Raw genomic sequence first — 19,045 nt, 5'->3', positions numbered from 1 at the left:
GCGAACGGGCGGGCGAACAAAGGATGTTCGCCCGCCCGTCGGGAAACCGCCGCCCGGAATTAGCCCTTCAGGGCGTTGGTGACCGCGGTGTTGAATTCGGCGACGGTCATGGGGGCGTTCTCGGTGCCCTCGCCGGTGAGCGTCTTGCCGTCCATCTTCAGCGTCGGGGTGCCCTGCACGCCGCTCTTGTCGAACGTCGCGGACATCTTCATCGCCCAGTTGTCGTACGTACCGTCCTCGACGTTCTTCTGGAACGCCTTGTTGCCCTTCAGGGCGTCGACCGTGTCGGCGACCTTGATCAGGTACGCGTCGTCCTTGAACTTGTCGTCGGTCTCCTCCGGGTGGTACTTCGCGGAGTAGAGCGCGTACTTGTAGTCGAGGAACGCCTCCGGGCTGACGTCGAGCGCGGCACCCAGCGCGCTCAGCGCGTTCTTCGAGCCCTCGCCGCCCGCACCGTTGTCGATGAACGTGGCACCGATGTACTTGATCTTGTACTTCCCGGCGTCGACGTCCTTGTGCACCGTCTCGCCGACGGTCTGCTCGAACGAGGCGCAGACCGGGCAGCGCGAGTCCTCGTACAGCTCCAGGGTCTTCTTGGCGGTCGACTTGCCGATGACGACGGTGGTGCCGTCGTCGCCCGAGGTGTTCTTGGGCGCGGTCACGTTCTTCGCGTCCGCGGCCGCCTCCCAGTGGGACGGCTTGTTCAGCTGCATGACACCCCAGCTGGCGGCGCCCACGATCGCCAGGACGGCGACGATCGAGCCGCCGACGACGAGCTGCCTGCGGGTCTTGTCCCTCTTGGCCTGGCGCTCGCGCTCGGCGCGCAGACGCTCGCGGGCCGCCGCCTTGTTGGCCTGGCTGTTGCGCTTGCTCATGTTCGTCTCTCCATGGTGTGGGTGGTACGGCGTCGGGGTGTACGTGTTCAGGCGAAGACGCAGGCCGAGCGCGGCGGTCCCCTTCGTCCCACGGAGTGCACGAGCAGACGGGCGTGTACGGGCAGATGCGGGCCGCGTCCGGCGGGGCGCACTCCGCGGCGTACGGAGCGGCGGGCCGTACCCACCACGGCGACCGCGATCAGCAGCGGCCGGAACGCCAGGACCGCGGCCGCCCCCAGCAGACCGGCGAGCGCGGACTCGCCGTGCCGCAGCCAGGCCGCGGCGAGCAGCCCGACCGTCACATGGGCGGCGAGCAGCAGCCACGGCACCGCGGGGCCGGGCGAGGCCAGCAGCGCGGCCGCCGTGTGTCCGGTGCCGGTCACCGAGGCGATCGGGGTGCCGACGTCACCGACGCCGCCGATCTTCGACGCACCGTCGCCGAGGTCACCGCCGCCGCACAGCACATCGACGCCGACCCAGCGCAGCGGACCCGTGACCGGGCCGCCCGCCGCGCCGTAACAGAGGTGCTGGCCGGTGGTGAAGACGGTGTCGGCCGCCAGCTCCAGCGGGACCAGCAGCCCGGCGATCGCCCCGAAACCGCGCTCCCGGCCGGCCAGCGCGTACGCCACCGCGAAGACCACGCCGGCCAGCAGGGCGACGACGGTCAGCGGCAGCGGGACCCGGGAGAGCAGCACATGGGACGCAGCGGAGAGCGTCACGACGAGCGCTGTGAAAAGCGCCGCGCGAACGACTCTGAGCTGCGTCCCGGATATGTCCATCGTCGAGGAGTGTCGCATGCGAACCTGTAGGCGATTTTTGGGGCCTTGGAATGCCCGGCCGCTTGCGGAGCCCTACAGCCCCGGGATGCGGCCGTTGCGGAAGAGGTCCACGAAGATCTGGTGGTCCGCGCGGGCCCGGGCGCCGTAGCTGTGGGCGAAGTCCACCAGCAGGCCGGTGAAGCCCTCCTCGTCCGCCGCGATCGCCGCGTCGATCGCCCGCTCGGTGGAGAACGGCACCAGCGAGTGACCGCTCTCGTCGTCCGCCGCGGAGTGCATCGTCGCCGTCGCCCGGCCGAGGTCCGCGACGACCGCGGCGATCTCCTCCGGCTCGTCGATGTCGGACCAGTCGAGATCGACCGCGTACGGAGACACCTCGGCGACCAGCTGCCCGGCCCCGTCCAGCTCGGTCCAGCCGAGCCACGGGTCGGCGTGCGCCTGCAGGGCGCGCTGCGAGATGACCGTGCGGTGGCCCTCGTGCTGGAAGTAGTCACGCACGGCCGCGTCGGTGATGTGCCGGGAGACCGCGGGGGTCTGCGCCTGCTTGAGATAGATCACCACATCGTTCTCCAGGGCGTCGCTGTTGCCCTCCAGAAGGATGTTGTACGAGGGCAGCCCGGCCGAGCCGATGCCGATGCCGCGACGGCCGACGACATCCTTCACCCGGTAGGAGTCGGGGCGGGTCAGGCTCGACTCCGGCAGGGTCTCCAGATAGCCGTCGAAGGCGGCAAGCACCTTGTAGCGCGTGGCCGCGTCCAGATCGATCGAGCCGCCGCCCGCCGCGAACCGGCGCTCGAAGTCACGGATCTCCGTCATCGAGTCCAGCAGCGAGAACCGGGTCAGCGACCGGGCGTCGCGCAGCGCGTCCAGCAGCGGGCCGTCCGCCGTGTCCAGCGTGAACGGCGGCACCTCGTCGTTCTTCGCGCCCGCCGCCAGGGCGTGGATCCGCTCGCGGTAGGCCGCCGCGTAGATCCGGACGAGCTCGCTGATCTGGTCGTCGCCCAGCGCCTTCGCGTACCCGATCAGGGCGACGGAGGCGGCGAAGCGCTTGAGGTCCCAGGTGAACGGGCCGACATACGCCTCGTCGAAGTCGTTCACATTGAAGATCAGCCGGCCGTTGGCGTCCATGTACGTGCCGAAGTTCTCCGCGTGCAGATCGCCGTGGATCCACACCCGGCCGGTCCGCTCGTCCAGATACGGGCCGCCGTGCCGCTCCCGCTCCAGGTCGTTGTAGAACAGGCACGCCGTGCCCCGGTAGAAGGCGAACGCCGAGCCCGCCATCTTGCGGAACTTGACCCGGAAGGCAGCCGGATCGGCGGCCAGCAGCTCCCCGAACGCGGTGTCGAAGACCTCAAGAATCTGCTCCCCGCGCTGCGCTGCGCCGGTCTGCGCTTCCGACATCTCTGGGTGCCTCCTGGTACCTGACGTGCATGACAAATGGGACGGACTTCTCAGCCCTTCAACGCGCGACCGTACCCGGGAGTGCCCCTCGGTTGTCACCTCCAAGACGTAGACTTCCACGCTGTCCCCCCAGCCAGTCATTGCCTGTTTCCCCGGAGGCCCGACGCCGTGACCAAGCCGCCTTTTACGCACCTCCACGTCCACACCCAGTACTCGCTGCTGGACGGTGCCGCGCGGCTCAAGGACATGTTCGCCGCCTGTAACGAGATGGGCATGTCGCACATCGCGATGACGGACCACGGCAACCTGCACGGGGCGTACGACTTCTTCCACTCGGCGAAGAAGGCGGGTGTGACGCCGGTCATCGGGATCGAGGCGTACGTCGCCCCGGAGTCGCGCAAGCACAAGCGGAAGATCCAGTGGGGCCAGCCGCACCAGAAGCGCGACGACGTCTCCGGTTCGGGCGGTTACACCCACAAGACGATCTGGGCGTCGAACGCGAAGGGGCTGCACAACCTCTTCCGGCTCTCCTCGGACGCGTACGCCGAGGGCTGGCTGCAGAAGTGGCCGCGCATGGACAAGGAGACCATCGCCCAGTGGTCCGAGGGCCTGATCGCGTCCACCGGTTGCCCCTCCGGCGAGGTGCAGACCCGACTGCGGCTCGGCCAGTTCGACGAGGCGGTCCAGGCGGCCTCCGACTACAAGGACATCTTCGGCGAGGGCAAGTACTTCCTGGAGCTGATGGACCACGGCATCGAGATCGAGCGCCGGGTCCGTGACGGGCTCCTCGAAATCGGCAAGAAGCTGAACATCCCGCCGCTGGTCACCAACGACTCGCACTACACCTACGCGCACGAGGCCACCGCGCACGACGCGCTGCTGTGCATCCAGACCGGCAAGAACCTCTCCGACCCGGACCGCTTCCGCTTCGACGGCACGGGCTACTACCTCAAGACGACGGACGAGATGTACGCCGTCGACTCCTCCGACGCCTGGCAGCAGGGGTGCGCCAACACCCTGCTGGTCGCCGAGCAGATCGACACCACCGGGATGTTCGAGAAGCGCGACCTGATGCCGAAGTTCGACATCCCGGAGGGTTTCACCGAGATCACCTGGTTCCAGGAAGAGGTCCGGGTCGGGATGAACCGCCGCTACCCCGGCGGCGTCCCCGAGGACCGGCAGAAGCAGGCCGAGTACGAGATGGACGTCATCATCCAGATGGGGTTCCCGGGATACTTCCTCGTCGTCGCCGACTTCATCATGTGGGCGAAGAACAACGGCATCGCGGTCGGCCCCGGCCGAGGCTCCGCGGCCGGTTCGATCGTGGCGTACGCGATGGGCATCACCGACCTCGACCCGATCGAGCACGGACTGATCTTCGAGCGGTTCCTCAACCCCGAGCGCGTCTCCATGCCCGATGTCGACATCGACTTCGACGAGCGCCGGCGCGTCGAAGTGATCAGGTACGTGACGGAGAAGTACGGCGCCGACAAGGTCGCCATGATCGGCACGTACGGCAAGATCAAGGCCAAGAACGCCATCAAGGACTCCGCCCGCGTCCTCGGCTACCCCTACGCGATGGGCGACCGGCTCACCAAGGCCATGCCCGCCGACGTCCTCGGCAAGGGCATCGACCTCAACGGCATCACCGACCCCAAGCACCCGCGCTACAGCGAGGCGGGCGAGATCCGGGGGATGTACGAGAACGAGCCGGACGTGAAGAAGGTCATCGACACCGCGAAGGGCGTCGAGGGCCTGGTCCGGCAGATGGGCGTGCACGCCGCGGGCGTCATCATGTCGAGCGAGCCGATCGTCGACCACGCCCCGATCTGGGTGCGGCACACCGATGGCGTCACCATCACACAGTGGGACTACCCCCAGTGCGAGTCGCTCGGCCTGCTGAAGATGGACTTCCTGGGCCTCAGGAACCTGACCATCATGGACGACGCCGTCAAGATGGTGGAGACCAACAAGGGCGTCAAGCTGGACCTGCTCGGCCTCCCGCTGGACGACCCGAAGACATACGAAATGCTCTGCCGCGGTGACACGCTCGGCGTGTTCCAGTTCGACGGCGGCCCGATGCGCTCCCTGCTGCGCCAGATGCAGCCCGACAACTTCGAGGACATTTCCGCCGTCTCGGCCCTGTACCGGCCGGGCCCGATGGGCATGAACTCGCACACGAACTACGCCGAGCGAAAGAACGGCCGCCAGGAGATCACCCCGATCCACCCGGAGCTGGAGGAGCCGCTCAAGGAGACGCTCGGCCTGACCTACGGCCTGATCGTCTACCAGGAGCAGGTACAGAAGGCCGCCCAGATCGTCGCCGGATACTCGCTCGGCGAGGCCGACATCCTGCGCCGCGTGATGGGCAAGAAGAAGGCCGACGAACTGGCGAAGAACTTCGTGCTCTTCCAGGCGGGCGCCAAGAAGAACGGCTACTCCGACGCGGCGATCCAGGCCCTGTGGGACGTGCTGGTCCCCTTCGCCGGATACGCCTTCAACAAGGCGCACTCCTCCGCGTACGGCCTGGTCACCTACTGGACCGCCTACCTCAAGGCGAACTACCCCGCCGAGTACATGGCGGCGCTGCTGACCTCGGTCAAGGACGACAAGGACAAGTCGGCGGTCTATCTCAACGAGTGCCGTCGCATGGGCATCAAGGTGCTGCCGCCCAATGTGAACGAATCCCTGTCGAACTTCGCCGCGCAGGGCGACGACGTGATCCTCTTCGGCCTGACCGCCGTCCGCAACGTCGGTCAGAACGTCGTCGACTCGATCATCCGGTGCCGCAAGGCGAAGGGGAAGTACGGCTCCTTCCCCGACTTCCTGGACAAGGTCGAGGCGGTCGTCTGCAACAAGCGCACCGTCGAGTCGCTGATCAAGGCCGGCGCCTTCGACGAGATGGGCCACACCCGCAAGGGCCTGGTCGCCCACCACGAGCCGATGATCGACAACGTGGTGCAGGTCAAGCGCAAGGAGGCCGAGGGACAGTTCGACCTCTTCGGCGGCATGGGCGAGGAGGAGAGCGACGAGCCGGGCTTCGGGCTCGACGTGGAGTTCTCCGACATCGAGTGGGAGAAGTCCTACCTGCTCGCGCAGGAGCGCGAGATGCTCGGCCTGTACGTCTCCGACCACCCGCTCTTCGGCCTGGAACACGTGCTGTCCGACAAAGCCGACTCCTCGATCTCCCAGCTGACCGGCGGCGAACACGCCGACGGGGCGATCGTCACCGTCGGCGGCATCATCTCCGGCCTCCAGCGCAAGATGACCAAACAGGGCAACGCCTGGGCCATCGCCACCGTCGAGGACCTGGCCGGTTCCATCGAGTGCATGTTCTTCCCCGCCACCTATCAGCTGGTCTCCACCCAGCTCGTCGAGGACACCGTCGTCTTCGTCAAGGGACGCCTGGACAAGCGCGAGGACGTGCCCCGGCTCGTCGCCATGGAGATGCAGGTCCCCGACATCTCGTCGGCCGGCACCAACGCCCCCGTGGTCCTGACCATCCCCACGGTCAAGATCACCCCGCCGATGGTCAGCCGCCTCGGCGAGGTCCTCAGCAGCCACCGCGGCGACACCGAGGTACGGATCAGGCTCCAGGGCCCCCGCAAGACCACGGTGCTCCGGCTCGACCGGCACCGGGTGAAGCCCGATCCGGCGCTCTTCGGCGACCTGAAGGTGCTGCTCGGCCCGTCCTGCCTGGCCGGCTGAGCCGGTCGGCGACAGACGTACGAGAGGGGCGCCCCGCGAAAGCGGGAGCGCCCCTCTCGGTCATCCGGCACGGGGGCCGGACCGGAGATCCACCCGGTCAGTTGTGGCCGAAGCGCCGCTGGTGCTTACGGGCAACATCGGCAGGGCTGCCCTGGGCCTGCGACTGAGGCTGTATCTGCGTCTCGTACGCGTTCTTGGACTCTTCCGCGCCGCGCTCCGGGCCGGACGCACGGTTCTGCTGGCTGCTCTGCTTGCGGTTCTTGTTCTTGGCCATGGTGTTCCTCCTGTGGGGACTCTCGGGGCCAGGACCGCGTTCAGATTCACATAGCGCATCAAAGCGTGCATGTTGGATCATTACCGTGCGTAGTGAGGGGGTATCATGCGCCGTTTTCCCGATCCGCCACGCCGATGATCGAGTTCCGGCCGTCAACCCCTGCGCGGTCGGGCAGACTCGAAGGAAACCCTTGGCAAAGACCACACCCGAACTTCTGGAAGAGGGTGGAACGCGTGGACCGTTGCGTCGTCCTGGTGGACGCCGGCTACCTGCTGGGAGCAGCCGCGAGTCTGCTGGCCGGGGAGCCCGCCCGATCCCGCATCACCGTCGACCACGCGGCCCTCATCCGGGGCCTGCGCGAGCTGGCAGAGGCCGATACGCAGCAGCCGCTGCTGCGGATCTACTGGTTCGACGGCGCCCCCGACCGCGTACCGCAGCCCGAGCACCGCAGACTGCGCGTGATGCCCAGGGTGACCGTCCGGCTCGGCGCTCTCACCCGCAGTGACGGGCGCTGGGCACAGAAGGGCGTCGACGCCGCGATGCACGCCGAACTCACCGAACTGGCCAGGAACCGGGCCTGCTCCGACGTGGTGCTGGTGACCGGCGACGGCGATCTGCTGCCCGGCCTGATGTCCGCCAAGGAACACGGCGTCGCCGTCCATCTGTGGGCCGTCCAGGCCGCCGACGGCGACTACAACCAGTCCGAGGACCTGGTCGCCGAGGCCGACGAACGCAGGGTGCTCGACCGCGCCTGGATCACCCAGTCCGTACGGGCCAAGGAGACGGGCGTCTGCGCCCCGCCGCCCGCGCCCCGCCCGGAGATCGCCGCGATCCTCTCCGCACCGCTGCCCGAGGCGGCCCTCGCCGCCTCCGCCGAGCGGGCATCGGAGGCCCAGGCGGCCGCCGCCAACGGCAGCGCGGCACCGCCCGAGGAGACCACCACCGCCGACCGGCCCGGCCACGGCGGAAGGGGCGTCCCCACTCCCAAGGACCTGGCGGGCACTCTGCGCGGCCCCGGCATTCAGACCGCCCAGCCGTCCTCGCCCGCCAACGCGACCCTGCGCTGGTCCTCCGACAAGGGCTGGCTGGAGCGCGGCGGACCGCTCGGCGAGCCCGCCGAGACCGCCTCCCTGCCGACGCTGGCCCAGCTCACCAGCGCCGAGCAGCGCTGGGCGGACCGCGAGGAGGACATCACCACCGTCGGCGGCGACCCCTTCGAGGTGGGCCAGGTCTTCGCCCGCCGCTGGATGGAGCGGCTGCCGGAGACCACGCATCTGCAGAAGCTGTCGACCATGTATCCGCGCATCCCACACCGCATCGACGGCGAGCTGCTGCGGTACGCGGCACGGTTCGGCCTGCTCGCCCACAAGGACGACCAGATCGACGAACACGACCGTTATGCGATCCGGGCAGGATTCTGGCGGGAGATCGACGTGCGGGCCGCGGCGGAACACGCCCCGGTGGTGGAGCGGACGAGCCCGTCCGCCGACTGACGGTGCGGCGGCCCCGAGGGCGGGCGAGAAGGCCGCCGATCGCGGCGCTGGCGCCCGACCGGCATGGCCCCGGAGGCAATACGGGGCATCCGACCCCGTACTCTCGTACCTCGTGAGTACGGGCACAGCACAGGCGCAGACGGCGACCGGGACCGTGTGCGCGGTGCGTGATCTGGTCAAGACCTATCCCGCCGCCCGCGGCCGCCGCGGTGCACCGGCCACCCCCGAGGTGCGCGCCACCGACGGGATCAGCCTGGACGTGCGGCGCGGCGAGATCTTCGGACTCCTCGGCCCCAACGGCGCCGGGAAGTCCACCCTGGTACGCCAGCTCACCGGGCTGATGCGGCCCGACTCCGGCAGCGTCGACGTGCTGGGCCACGATCTCGTACGCCATCCCGAGCGGGCCTCCCGGCTGATCGGATACCTCGGCCAGGAGTCCACCGCCCTCGACGAGCTGACCGTGTCGCTGGCCGCCGAGACCACCGGACGGCTTCGCGGCCTCGCGGTACGGGACGCCCGCGCCGAGCGCGACGCCGTACTCGACGAACTCGGCCTCACCGAGATCGCGGGACGCCCGCTGAGGAAGCTCTCCGGCGGCCAGCGGCGGCTCGCCTGCTTCGCGGCCACGCTGGTCGGCGAGCGGCCGGTGCTGGTGCTGGACGAGCCGACCACCGGGATGGACCCCGTCGCACGGCGTGCCGTCTGGGCCGCTGTCGACCGGCGCCGGGCCGAGCGCGGCACGACGGTGCTGCTCGTCACCCACAACGTCATCGAGGCCGAGACGGTCCTCGACCGGGTCGCCGTGATCGAACGGGGCAAGGTCATCGCCTGCGACACGCCGACCGGGCTCAAGGAACGGGTCGCGGGCGAGGTCCGCGTCGAGCTGGTGTGGCGCGAGCGGGCGCCCCTGGAGGTGCCCGAAGTGGCCGCACTGCGCGGCTCGGCCCAGGAGTCAGGGCGGCGCTGGGTGCTGCGGCTGGGCCCCGACGAGGCACGGGCGGCGGTCGCCGCGGTGACCGGAGGCGCGGCCTTCGCCGCACTCGACGACTTCACGCTGGCGACGCCCAGCCTGGAGGACGTCTATCTCGCGCTCGGCGGGGACGCGACCAAGGGGCTGGTGAAGTCATGACCGGGACCGGCGGGACTGACGTGGCGAGCGGGGCGGCCGGGTGCGCGTGCGTGGCCGGGCAGGGAGCGAACAGGAGCAGCGCCAGGTGACGAGCATCGTTCCCGCGCAGGCGGTGACCGGACCTGTCCGGACCGCCGGTGACGGCCGTGCCGGACGCGACAGCGAGGGCTTGGACGGGGAGGTCTTCGACGGCGAGGGCTTCGGCGGGGCTGCTCCCGCGCCGCTCGCGCCGCGGGCCCGGCTGCTCCCGTCGCTCGCGGCCGTCTACCGTGCCCAGCTGTCCAGGGCCAGGGTCGCCCGCATCCCGCTGCTGTTCGTCGCGACCTTCCAGTCCGTCGGGATCATGGTGCTGATGCGCGGGGTCGTCGAAGGCGGCTCCGAGGCGCGGGCCGTCGTCGCCGGATCCAGCGTCCTCGTGGTGGCCTTCGTCGCGCTCAACCTGCTCGCCCAGTACTTCGGGCAGCTGCGGGCCGGGGGCGGGCTCGACCACTACGCCACCCTGCCGGTGCCGCCCGCCGCTGTGGTGCTCGGCGCGGCCGGGGCGTACGCCTCCTTCACCGTGCCCGGCACGATCGTCACGGCCGTGGCGGGCAGCGTGCTGTTCGGGCTGCCGCTGACACATCTGTGGGTGCTCGTCGCCGTCATCCCGCTCTCCGGGGCGGCGCTCTCCGGGCTCGGTGCCGCTATGGGGCTGCTCGCGCCCCGGCAGGAGCTGGCCACGCTGCTCGGGCAGCTGGGCATGTCGGCGGCGCTGCTGCTCGGCGTCCTGCCGGCCGACCGGTTGCCCGGGCCGATCGGCTGGGCCCGCGATCTGCTGCCGTCGACGTACGGCGTCGAGGCGCTCTCCCGGTCCTTCGACGCCCACCCCGACTGGGCGGTCGTCGCCCTGGACCTCGCGGTCTGCGCCGTCGTCGGCGTCCTCTCGCTGGCCGCGGCCACGTGGGCGTACCGCAGGGCAGCGGTCCGGTGAGGCGCGGCACAGGGACGCCTGGCACGATGGCACGGTGACCGCACCTCTGACGCCGCCTCACCAGCCCTCGTCCAATGACCCCTGGCAGACCCCGCCGAAATGGGGTGGGCCGGTCGGGACCGGTGGCCCCGGAGGCCCCGGTGGGCCTCACGCCGGGGCCCTGCTGGAGTCCGACGGGTCGAGCGATCGCCGGTCGGATCTGTGGCGGGCCGTGACCGTCGCCCTTTTCGTGACCGTCGCGGGGATCGGGCTCGCGTTTCTCTGGCTGTGGCTGGCCCCGCGGATTCCGCTGATCTCCGACGGCACGGCCGTCTTCCTCAGCGACAGCGAGGGTGAGGAGGCGATCGGCGCCGACGGTACGTTCGTGCTGCTGGCGCTGGCGTTCGGCGCGGTCTCCGCGGTGCTGGCCTTCCTCTTCCAGCGGCGCGGCGGGATCGCCCTGGTGGTGGGGCTCGCGGTGGGCGGGGTGCTCGGTTCGCTGCTGGCCTGGCGGCTGGGGGTGTGGCTGGGACCGACCCAGGACGTGGTCGCGCACGCGCGCGAGGTCGGCAAGGGCGTGGTCTTCGACGCGCCGCTTCGGCTGCGGGCGAAGTGGGCGGCGCTGCTGGCGTGGCCGCTGGCGGCGATGGCGGTTCATCTCGGGCTGACGGCGTTGTTCGGGCCGCGGGATCCGGAGCCGGAGTGGGGGGTGTTTCCGGGGGCGGGGGCGCCGGTGCCGCCGGGGGAGTCGTAAAGGCGGGTGCGGGTGGGGCGGGGGTGGGCCGCTGCGCGGGGCTTGTCCCCTACCCGCCCCTTCCCGAAACCGGGGCTCTGCCCCGGACCCCGGTCCTCAAACGCCGGACGGGCTGAAAATTCGGCTGTGGTGTCTACCCCCGGCCGATCTCCGCGAACACCGCCCCCGTCAGCGACGCCAGGTCCGTGGGGGAGAGTTCTACCTCCAGGCCCCGGCGGCCTGCCGAGACGCAGATTGTTTCGTGGGACCGGGCCGATTCGTCCAGCACCGTACGCAGGCGCTTGCGCTGGCCCAGGGGGGAGATGCCGCCGCGTACGTAGCCGGTGGTGCGTTCTGCTGCTGCCGGGTCGGCCATGGCGGCTCGTTTGCCGCCCACCGCGGAGGCCAGGGCCTTGAGGTCGAGGGAGCCGGCCACCGGGACGACGGCCACGGTGAGGGTGCCGTCGACGTCCGCGACGAGGGTCTTGAAGACGCGGTCGGGGGAGACGCCCAAGGCCTCGGCCGCCTCCTCGCCGTAGGAGGCGGATGCCGGGTCGTGGTCGTAGGAGTGGACGGTGAACGCCGTGCCGGCCGCGGTCAGCGCGACCGTTGCCGGGGTGCCGCCGGACTGTTGCTGCTTCTTCGGCTTCTTCGCCACGGGGAAGGGTCCTCGGGTCGGTCAGTTGGGGTGGGTCGGGGCGCGCGTCAGGTCCACCGCGGGCAGGGACGGCAGATGCCGGATCACGGCGGTCTCCGAGCGCAGCAGCGTCAGTTCCTCGCGCAGCCGGGTCGCGGTGTCGGGCGCCTGGAGCAGCCGCTGCTTGCACGGGATGTCGAACACGGCCGCCGCCGCGACCAGGTAGGAGACGACGGAAGGGTCGTCGGGCAGGTCCGCGCCCGTCGTCAGGGACCGTTCGCTCGCCCCGGCCAGTCGCTTCTGGTAGCTGCGGAAGGCCCGCAGGACGCCCTCGGCGAGCGCACCGGCCTCCTCGCCGGGCTCCTCGTCCAGCTCTTCGAGTTCGGCCGTCAGATAGGGGCCGCTCGCATCGACGGAGAGCAGCTTGACCCGGGTGGTGCCGGTCGCGAGGACCTCGAAGCTGCCGTCCGGCCGTTCCCGGATCTTCGCCGCGTCGGCGATGCAGCCGACCCGGTGGAAGGTCTGGATCGGGTCGGGGCCGAAGCCGTCCGAGGGGCCGCGCTCGGCGGGGGTACGCGTCGGGTCGGGCATTCCCGTGGCCGTCGGTGCGATCTCGCGGCCGTCGCGGATCGCGACCACGGCGAAACGGCGGGGCTCGTCGTCATCGGTCTTCAGCAACTCGCGCATCATGGCGCGATAACGCTCTTCGAAGACGTTCAGCGGCAGCACGAGGCCGGGGAACAGCACCGCGTTCAGCGGGAACAGAGGCAGGCGAGCGGTGGTCACAACGGTCAAGCGTAATGGCCGCGGGGCCTGCCCCGGTCGGCCCTGCCCGGCATGGGCGTCACACAGGCCACCCGGAGCCGCGCGTCGTCCCTCGCGTCGAGGAACCGGCCGAGCGGATCCTCGGAGACCGACGACCACGGGAACGACGACGCATGGGGTCCGATCTGCCGGAACTGTTCCAGTGCCTCGGCCCAGCGGCCCCGGGCGACCAGCACGAACGCCAGCAGGTTGCGGACCTCGGCGGGCCAGGGATCGCCGGGCGCGAACGAGGCGGACAGCGTGATCGCCAGATCCGCCGCCGCGTCGATCCGCTCCTCCTGCACCGAGGTGGTCCGTACACCCGGCTCCTCGATCAGCAGGGCGAAGGCGGCCCGCAGCGGCAGGGCCTGCACCAGCGAGCTGGGCAGCGAGTCCTCGGCCGCGCGCTCCGCGAAGTCGAAGCACTCACGGTGCGAGCCGTACCAGGCGGCGGAGAGATACCGCAGCGCCGCGACGTGGCAGCCGTAGTGGTGCGAGGAGCGCTGGATCGCCTGCTCCCACAGCGCCTCGAACATGGTGTGTGTGGCGTGCGTGCCGCGCGCGTGGTCGAGCGCGAGGCGCCAGGGCACGGGGTCGCGCGGATCGCTCTCGGCCGCCGCGGTGATCAGCGGCCCCACCTCGCGCAGCTGCTCGGCCCGCACGGGCGACTCCCAGGCCCGGCGGACCGCCAGCTCGGCCTTGACGAGCAGCGCGTCCGGGTCGTGCGGGGCGGCGGCGAGCCAGTCGGTCAGCCAGCCGTCGCGGTTGCGGGCGAAGGTGACGAGCCGGCCGAGGTAGCGGTCCCGGTCCTCCCACTCCGCGGCGTCGCGGGTGGTGGCGAGGAGTTTCGCGGCCGGTTCGTACTCCCCGAGGGCGGCGGCGACGAGCGCCGGGGAGAGCCGCTCGTCGGGGGCGTCGAGCAGCACCGCGTCGTCCGCAGGCAGTCCGGCCGCCCCCAGGGGGGAGTGCCGGATCCTGCGCGCGGTACGGAGCAGAGCGCGAAGGAATGGCATGGTGCAGACCATTGAAATGCGCTGGTCGGGACGGTGCCAGGGGGGCACTGTGAAGCTTTGGTGCCGAGTGAATGGGTTGTACCGGGCTTGGTCAATAAAGGGCAAAGGAAAGTGTGGAATCTGGCTTGTTCCCACCGCTGTGGCCATCATTTCCGCCACTTCGGCCGTGGCCCGTCCGGACGTTCGGCCGCGACCTCCGCGGCCTCGGCGGCCGCTGCGTGGAAGGGCTCCGGGCGGTCGGACGGCCGGTCCCGCGACCATCCGCGGCCAGATTTCGGTCAGCCACGGCGCAGCAGCCGTGAGGCGCCCGCGGCGACCGTCGTGGCCAGTATCCAACCCAGCAGGACGAGCACGGCAGCCACCCACTGCCAGCCGCCCTCCATCCGCCAGTAGCCGTCCTGGCCGAGATTGATCACCGGCACCAGCAGATCGAGCGCGTACAGCGCCGCGTTCCACTGCGGATGCTCGTCCTGTTTGATCGCGGTGGGGACGTGCCGGGAGAAGGCCAGCGCACCCGCCGCCCACAGCACCGCCATCCACACCGCGGCCCGCCCCGGCCGGTAGCCGTACGCCACCGTCCAGTCCTGCAGGAAGCCCCAGAGCTTCGCGGCGGGCGGCAGCGTCTCGCGCCGCCGCCGCTGCTTGGCCAGCAGCACCTCACGGGCGTCCGCGTCCTCCCCGCAGTTGCGCAGCACCGCCGCGAGGCGTTCGTACGGCTCCGGCACGTACTCCGGGGTCGCCGCGGCCACCCACTCCAGGCGCCGGGAGAGCGGGAAGTGCCCGTACGGGACGAGGTTCTCGTACACGAAACCGCCCATCGCCAGACCGCCTGGCCCCGGCCAGCTGGTCGACACATCGATCAGCGTGACGACCTTCGCGCCGTTCAGCACGACCCGGCCCTCCTCCGGCCGCTCCGCGTTGAACCGCAGCTCGGGGGTGACGATCCGGCGCAGCGACAGCTCCTCGTGCCGGGCCAGCACGAACCGCGCCTTGTGCAGGTCGACCGCGTCGCCGAACCGCCCGTCGTCCAGCCGCACCCCGCCACGGCACTCGAAGATCTGCGAACGCGTGCCGCGCGCCGGGGTCGGGGCCATGACGATGCCGTACGGGGGAGTGGTGCCCTGGTTCCCGGTGTCGATGCTCACCCACGCCTCGCTCATGTACAGCGTCCGCTCCACGGTCAGCTGAGGGGCGTTCAGCGCGCGCCGCCCCTCCCTGCCCCGCAGCCGGCTGCCGCGCAGACTCAGCGAACCGCCTACCTTCGCCCCGCGCAGGCTCAGCTCGCCGCGCGCCTCGACCATCTCCGCCTGCAGGTCCTGGCCGACCGCCAGCCCGTCGGCGGCCAGGGCGCGGCCGCCCCGGTCGGGACCGACCTCGATCTGGTTGATCAGCAGATCGGTGCCGATCTGCGCGTCGGTGAGCCGGATCCCGCGCTTGATGCGACAACGCGGCAGATGCAGATCGCCCTCCGTGCGCAGCCGGGCCGCCTCCAGCCGCGGCATCGCGCAGCCGACCATCCGCAACGTCGTGAAATGGCATTCGGGCAGCACCACCTCGCTCTCGAAGCGGCAGCCGGTCAGCTCGACGTACGGCGCGACGCGCCCGCCCGCGAGATCGAGTGTCCCGGTGATCCGTACGCCCCGGAGCTTCAGCGCCGCGACCCGGCCGGGCCTCGGCGGCGGCCCCGACAGCAGCAGCCGGGCAACGACGCGCCCGTCCACACTGCGCTCCGGTCCCCAGGCGCACGGCGCGAACGGATCGTCCCGCGCCGGGTCACGGGCGCGCAGATCGTAGGTGCTGCCGTTCCGGAAGGCCTGCCACATGCCCAGCTCGGCCGCGCTGAGACCGTCCGGAAAATCGCCGTCGTGCGGTTCGGTCACGGGTGCCCCTTCCGCTCGGAGCTGTTCTTCCCCCTGAGTGACGACGTGAACGCGATTGGTCAGCAGTGACAGCCGGGACATGTATCAGCCAGTGATACGGGCGTCCGGACGCCGGAGGCGGTCTGCGAGAATTGCGGTGTGATCTCTCGAATCGATCTGCGCGGCGGTGCCCTCCCCGAGGGCGGCGACCTGCGCGACCTGCTGCCCCGAGCCGAGTTCGACGTGGAAGCCGCCCTGGAGACGGTGCGGCCCATCTGCGAGGACGTACGCCATCGTGGCTCGGCGGCAGTGATCGAGTGGGGGGAGAAATTCGACGGCGTACGGCTCGACTCGATCCGGGTCCCGGCGGCGGCGATCGCCGAGGCGCTGGAGAATCTCGACCCCGCCGTACGGGCCGCCCTTGAGGAGTCGATCCGCCGCGCCCGCCTCGTCCACCGCGAGCAGCGCCGCACCACGCACACCACCCAGGTCGTCCCCGGCGGCACCGTCACCGAGAAGTGGGTGCCGGTCGAGCGCGTCGGGCTGTACGTACCGGGCGGGCGCTCCGTCTACCCGTCGTCCGTCGTCATGAACGTCGTACCGGCCCAGGAGGCGGGCGTCGAGGGCATCGCCGTCGCGTCCCCGCCGCAGAAGGACTTCTACGGTCTGCCGCACCCGGCGATCCTGGCAGCCTGTGCCCTGCTCGGCGTCGACGAGGTGTACGCGGCCGGGGGCGCCCAGGCCATCGCGATGTTCGCGTACGGAACGGCCGAATGTCCCCCGGTGAACCTCGTCACCGGCCCCGGCAACATCTACGTCGCCGCCGCCAAGCGCCTCCTCAAGGGACGCATCGGCATCGACGCCGAGGCCGGCCCCACCGAGATCGCGATCCTCGCCGACTCCACCGCCGACCCGGTGCACGTCGCCGCCGACCTGATCAGCCAGGCCGAGCACGACCCGATGGCCGCCGCCGTCCTCGTCACCGACTCCGAGGAGCTGGCCGCCGCCACCGAGGCCGAGCTGAAGCCGCAGGTCGCCGCGACCAAGCACATCACCGACCGGATCGAGCCCGCACTGGCCGGCCGCCAGTCCGCGATCGTCCTGGTCAACGACCTGGAGGACGGCCTCAGGGTCGTCGACGCGTACGCCGCCGAGCACCTGGAGATCCAGACCGCCGACGCCGCCGCGCTCGCCGACCGGGTCCGCAACGCCGGAGCGGTCTTCGTCGGCCCGTGGGCCCCGGTCTCGCTCGGCGACTACTGCGCCGGCTCCAACCACGTCCTGCCGACCGGCGGCTGCGCCTGCCACTCCTCGGGCCTGTCGGTGCAGTCCTTCCTGCGGGGCATCCACATCGTCGACTACACGCGCGACGCGCTCGCCGAGGTCACCCACCACGTCGTGACGCTCGCCGAGGCGGAGGACCTACCCGCCCACGGCGCCGCGCTCAAGGCCAGGTTCGGCGGAGAGGTCCCGCAGCAGTGACGAACAGCGACACCCCTCGCAGGACCGTCCGGATCGACGACCTTCCGGTCCGGGAGGAGCTCCGCGGCAAGTCCCCGTACGGGGCGCCGCAGCTCGACGTACCCGTGCGGCTGAACACCAACGAGAACCCGTACCCGCTGCCCGAGGAGCTCGTCGACCGGATCGCCGAGCGTGTCCGCGAGGCCGCCCGCGACCTCAACCGCTACCCCGACCGGGACGCCGTCGAACTCCGTACGGAGCTGGCCCGCTACCTCAGCCGCACCGCCGGGCACGAGGTCGCCCTCGCCAACGTCTGGGCGGCCAACGGCTCCAACGAGGTGCTCCAGCAGCTGCTGCAGACCTTCGGCGGCCCGGGGCGCACCGCGATCGGCTTCGAGCCCTCGTACTCCATGCACGCCCTCATCGCCCGAGGCACCGGCACCGGCTGGATCTCCGGACCGCGCAACGAGGACTTCACCATCGACGTCGAGGCCGCCGAGAAGGCCATCGCCGAGCACCGGCCCGATGTCGTCTTCATCACCTCGCCCAACAACCCCACCGGCACCGCCGTCGACGCCGATACCGTTCTCGCGCTGTACGAAGCGGCCCAGGCGGCCAGGCCGTCGATGGTTGTCGTCGACGAGGCGTACGGCGAGTTCAGCCACCACCCCTCACTGCTCCCGCTGATCGAGGGCCGGCCGAACATGGTGCTCTCGCGCACCATGTCGAAGGCGTTCGGCGCCGCCGGACTGCGCCTGGGCTACCTCGCCGCCGATCCGGCCGTCGTCGACGCCGTCCAGCTGGTGCGGCTGCCGTACCACCTGTCCTCCGTCACCCAGGCCACCGCGCTCGCCGCCCTGGAGCACACGGATACGCTGCTCGGATACGTCGCGCAGCTCAAGAGCGAGCGCGACCGGATCGTCACCGAACTGCGCGCCCTCGGCTTCGACGTGACGGACTCGGACGCCAACTTCGTCCAGTTCGGCCGCTTCGCCGACAGTCACACCGCCTGGCAGCAGATCCTCGACCGGGGCGTCCTGGTCCGGGACAACGGCGTACCGGGATGGCTGCGGGTCTCCGCAGGAACCCCGGCAGAGAACGACGCGTTCCTCGACGCGGCACGCACGCTTGTAACTGAGAACGCCAAGAAGGAGCACGACGCATGACTCGCGCGGCCCGCGTAGGAAGAGTCGAACGCACCACCAAGGAGACCTCGGTTCTCGTCGAGATCAACCTCGACGGCACCGGCAAGGTCGACGTGTCGACCGGGGTCGGCTTCTACGACCACATGCTCGACCAGCTCGGCCGGCACGGGCTCTTCGACCTCACGGTCAAGACCGACGGCGACCTGCACATCGACTCGCACCACACCATCGAGGACACCGCCCTCGCACTCGGCGGCGCGTTCAAGCAGGCACTCGGCGACAAGGTCGGCGTCTACCGCTTCGGCAACTGCACCGTCCCGCTGGACGAGTCGCTCGCCCAGGTCACCGTCGACCTGTCCGGCCGCCCGTACCTGGTGCACACCGAGCCGGAGAACATGGCGCCCATGATCGGCGCGTACGACACGACGATGACCCGGCACATCCTGGAGTCCTTCGTCGCCCAGGCGCAGATCGCCCTGCACGTCCACGTGCCGTACGGGCGCAACGCCCACCACATCGTGGAGTGCCAGTTCAAGGCGCTCGCCCGCGCTCTGCGCTACGCCAGCGAGCACGACCCGCGCGCCGCCGGGATCCTCCCCTCCACGAAGGGCGCACTGTGACCGGCCTCAACACCATCCTGATCCTGGCCGGCCTGTTCCTGGCCGGCGGGGTCTACTCCTTCTCGAAGCAGAAGATGCCCAAGGGCGTCATCGTCCTGCTCGGGATCGCGTCCGTGATGTGCCTGGTCGCAGGCGTCATGCGGATCCAGGGACTCTGGGACTGAGGTA

General features: G+C 70.6%; 17 protein-coding genes. 9 read left to right on the top strand and 8 right to left on the bottom strand.

Going from position 1 to position 19,045, the window contains the following annotated elements:
* Positions 1-59 precede the first annotated feature (59 nt).
* The 3 genes from OG507_RS10340 to OG507_RS10330 form a co-directional block, all read right to left on the bottom strand.
* Positions 60-875: a DsbA family protein gene (locus OG507_RS10340; RefSeq protein ID WP_327366871.1), complete on the bottom strand. Its 816-nt coding sequence runs from the start codon at positions 873-875 to the stop codon at positions 60-62.
* Positions 876-922: 47 nt separating this feature from the next.
* Entirely contained in the window at positions 923-1,654 is a 732-nt protein-coding gene (locus OG507_RS10335) for a hypothetical protein (RefSeq protein WP_327366870.1), read from the bottom strand.
* Between the two features lie 72 nt (positions 1,655-1,726).
* Positions 1,727-3,052, bottom strand: a complete 1,326-nt coding sequence (locus OG507_RS10330) for a DUF2252 domain-containing protein (protein ID WP_327366869.1) — start codon at positions 3,050-3,052, stop codon at positions 1,727-1,729.
* A 168-nt stretch (positions 3,053-3,220) separates the two neighbouring features.
* Between OG507_RS10330 and dnaE the strand changes: the two genes are divergently transcribed.
* Positions 3,221-6,760, top strand: coding sequence for a DNA polymerase III subunit alpha (gene dnaE, locus OG507_RS10325; protein WP_327366868.1), 3,540 nt, complete (start codon positions 3,221-3,223; stop codon positions 6,758-6,760).
* Between the two features lie 97 nt (positions 6,761-6,857).
* On the opposite strand, the gene OG507_RS10320 is transcribed toward dnaE, so the two are convergent.
* The gene (locus OG507_RS10320) at positions 6,858-7,034 is read right to left on the bottom strand and encodes a hypothetical protein (protein ID WP_327366867.1); all 177 of its coding nucleotides are present in this window, start codon (positions 7,032-7,034) and stop codon (positions 6,858-6,860) included.
* Between the two features lie 224 nt (positions 7,035-7,258).
* Between OG507_RS10320 and OG507_RS10315 the strand changes: the two genes are divergently transcribed.
* The 4 genes from OG507_RS10315 to OG507_RS10300 all read left to right on the top strand — a co-directional run bounded on the left by OG507_RS10315 (position 7,259) and on the right by OG507_RS10300 (position 11,359).
* Positions 7,259-8,527 carry an NYN domain-containing protein gene (locus tag OG507_RS10315; RefSeq protein WP_327366866.1) on the top strand — a complete coding sequence of 423 codons (1,269 nt, stop codon included), beginning with the start codon at positions 7,259-7,261 and terminating at the stop codon, positions 8,525-8,527.
* Between the two features lie 154 nt (positions 8,528-8,681).
* The gene (locus OG507_RS10310; RefSeq protein ID WP_327371924.1) at positions 8,682-9,656 is read left to right on the top strand and encodes an ABC transporter ATP-binding protein; all 975 of its coding nucleotides are present in this window, start codon (positions 8,682-8,684) and stop codon (positions 9,654-9,656) included.
* Between the two features lie 169 nt (positions 9,657-9,825).
* Positions 9,826-10,626: an ABC transporter permease gene (locus OG507_RS10305; protein WP_327371923.1), complete on the top strand. Its 801-nt coding sequence runs from the start codon at positions 9,826-9,828 to the stop codon at positions 10,624-10,626.
* 34 nt (positions 10,627-10,660) lie between these two features.
* Complete coding sequence (locus tag OG507_RS10300) at positions 10,661-11,359, top strand: ABC transporter permease (RefSeq protein WP_327366865.1); 699 nt, start codon at positions 10,661-10,663, stop codon at positions 11,357-11,359.
* 133 nt (positions 11,360-11,492) lie between these two features.
* Here OG507_RS10300 and ybaK read toward each other — a convergent pair whose 3' ends face one another.
* The 4 genes from ybaK to OG507_RS10280 all read right to left on the bottom strand — a co-directional run bounded on the left by ybaK (position 11,493) and on the right by OG507_RS10280 (position 15,672).
* Positions 11,493-11,996: a Cys-tRNA(Pro) deacylase gene (gene ybaK / locus OG507_RS10295; protein WP_327366864.1), complete on the bottom strand. Its 504-nt coding sequence runs from the start codon at positions 11,994-11,996 to the stop codon at positions 11,493-11,495.
* Positions 11,997-12,017: 21 nt separating this feature from the next.
* Positions 12,018-12,761 carry an LON peptidase substrate-binding domain-containing protein gene (locus OG507_RS10290; protein WP_327366863.1) on the bottom strand — a complete coding sequence of 248 codons (744 nt, stop codon included), beginning with the start codon at positions 12,759-12,761 and terminating at the stop codon, positions 12,018-12,020.
* A 5-nt stretch (positions 12,762-12,766) separates the two neighbouring features.
* A complete protein-coding gene (locus tag OG507_RS10285; protein WP_327366862.1) occupies positions 12,767-13,804 on the bottom strand; it encodes a hypothetical protein in 1,038 nt (345 codons plus the stop codon).
* Positions 13,805-14,070: 266 nt separating this feature from the next.
* Positions 14,071-15,672 carry an oxidoreductase gene (locus OG507_RS10280; protein WP_327366861.1) on the bottom strand — a complete coding sequence of 534 codons (1,602 nt, stop codon included), beginning with the start codon at positions 15,670-15,672 and terminating at the stop codon, positions 14,071-14,073.
* A 138-nt stretch (positions 15,673-15,810) separates the two neighbouring features.
* Here OG507_RS10280 and hisD point away from each other — a divergent pair, with 138 nt between their 5' ends.
* The 4 genes from hisD to OG507_RS10260 are packed head-to-tail and all read left to right on the top strand — an operon-like array spanning position 15,811 to position 19,041.
* Positions 15,811-17,133 carry a histidinol dehydrogenase gene (gene hisD, locus OG507_RS10275; protein ID WP_327366860.1) on the top strand — a complete coding sequence of 441 codons (1,323 nt, stop codon included), beginning with the start codon at positions 15,811-15,813 and terminating at the stop codon, positions 17,131-17,133.
* The gene (locus OG507_RS10270; protein WP_327366859.1) at positions 17,130-18,278 is read left to right on the top strand and encodes a histidinol-phosphate transaminase; all 1,149 of its coding nucleotides are present in this window, start codon (positions 17,130-17,132) and stop codon (positions 18,276-18,278) included. The genes hisD and OG507_RS10270 overlap by 4 nt, the downstream gene beginning before the upstream one ends.
* Positions 18,275-18,877: an imidazoleglycerol-phosphate dehydratase HisB gene (hisB, locus tag OG507_RS10265; RefSeq protein ID WP_327366858.1), complete on the top strand. Its 603-nt coding sequence runs from the start codon at positions 18,275-18,277 to the stop codon at positions 18,875-18,877. The genes OG507_RS10270 and hisB overlap by 4 nt, the downstream gene beginning before the upstream one ends.
* Positions 18,874-19,041 (top strand): hypothetical protein, encoded by a 168-nt coding sequence (locus OG507_RS10260; RefSeq protein ID WP_327366857.1) that lies wholly within the window; start codon positions 18,874-18,876, stop codon positions 19,039-19,041. Before hisB ends, OG507_RS10260 begins: the two co-directional genes overlap by 4 nt.
* Positions 19,042-19,045: the final 4 nt, after the last annotated feature.

It is taken from the genome of Streptomyces sp. NBC_01217, assembly GCF_035994185.1.
Classification (GTDB): Bacteria; Actinomycetota; Actinomycetes; order Streptomycetales; family Streptomycetaceae; genus Streptomyces.
Note: the sequence above shows the minus strand (reverse complement) of the source record. Positions and strands in the feature narration are given on the sequence as shown.

Coding starts and splice junctions, on each gene's coding strand:
- OG507_RS10340 (WP_327366871.1), bottom strand. CDS start 875: ATGAGCAAGCGCAACAGCCAGGCCAACAAGGCGGCGGCCCGCGAGCGT.
- OG507_RS10335 (WP_327366870.1), bottom strand. CDS start 1,654: ATGGACATATCCGGGACGCAGCTCAGAGTCGTTCGCGCGGCGCTTTTC.
- OG507_RS10330 (WP_327366869.1), bottom strand. CDS start 3,052: ATGTCGGAAGCGCAGACCGGCGCAGCGCAGCGCGGGGAGCAGATTCTT.
- OG507_RS10320 (WP_327366867.1), bottom strand. CDS start 7,034: ATGGCCAAGAACAAGAACCGCAAGCAGAGCAGCCAGCAGAACCGTGCG.
- OG507_RS10285 (WP_327366862.1), bottom strand. CDS start 13,804: ATGGTCTGCACCATGCCATTCCTTCGCGCTCTGCTCCGTACCGCGCGC.
- hisB (WP_327366858.1), top strand. CDS start 18,275: ATGACTCGCGCGGCCCGCGTAGGAAGAGTCGAACGCACCACCAAGGAG.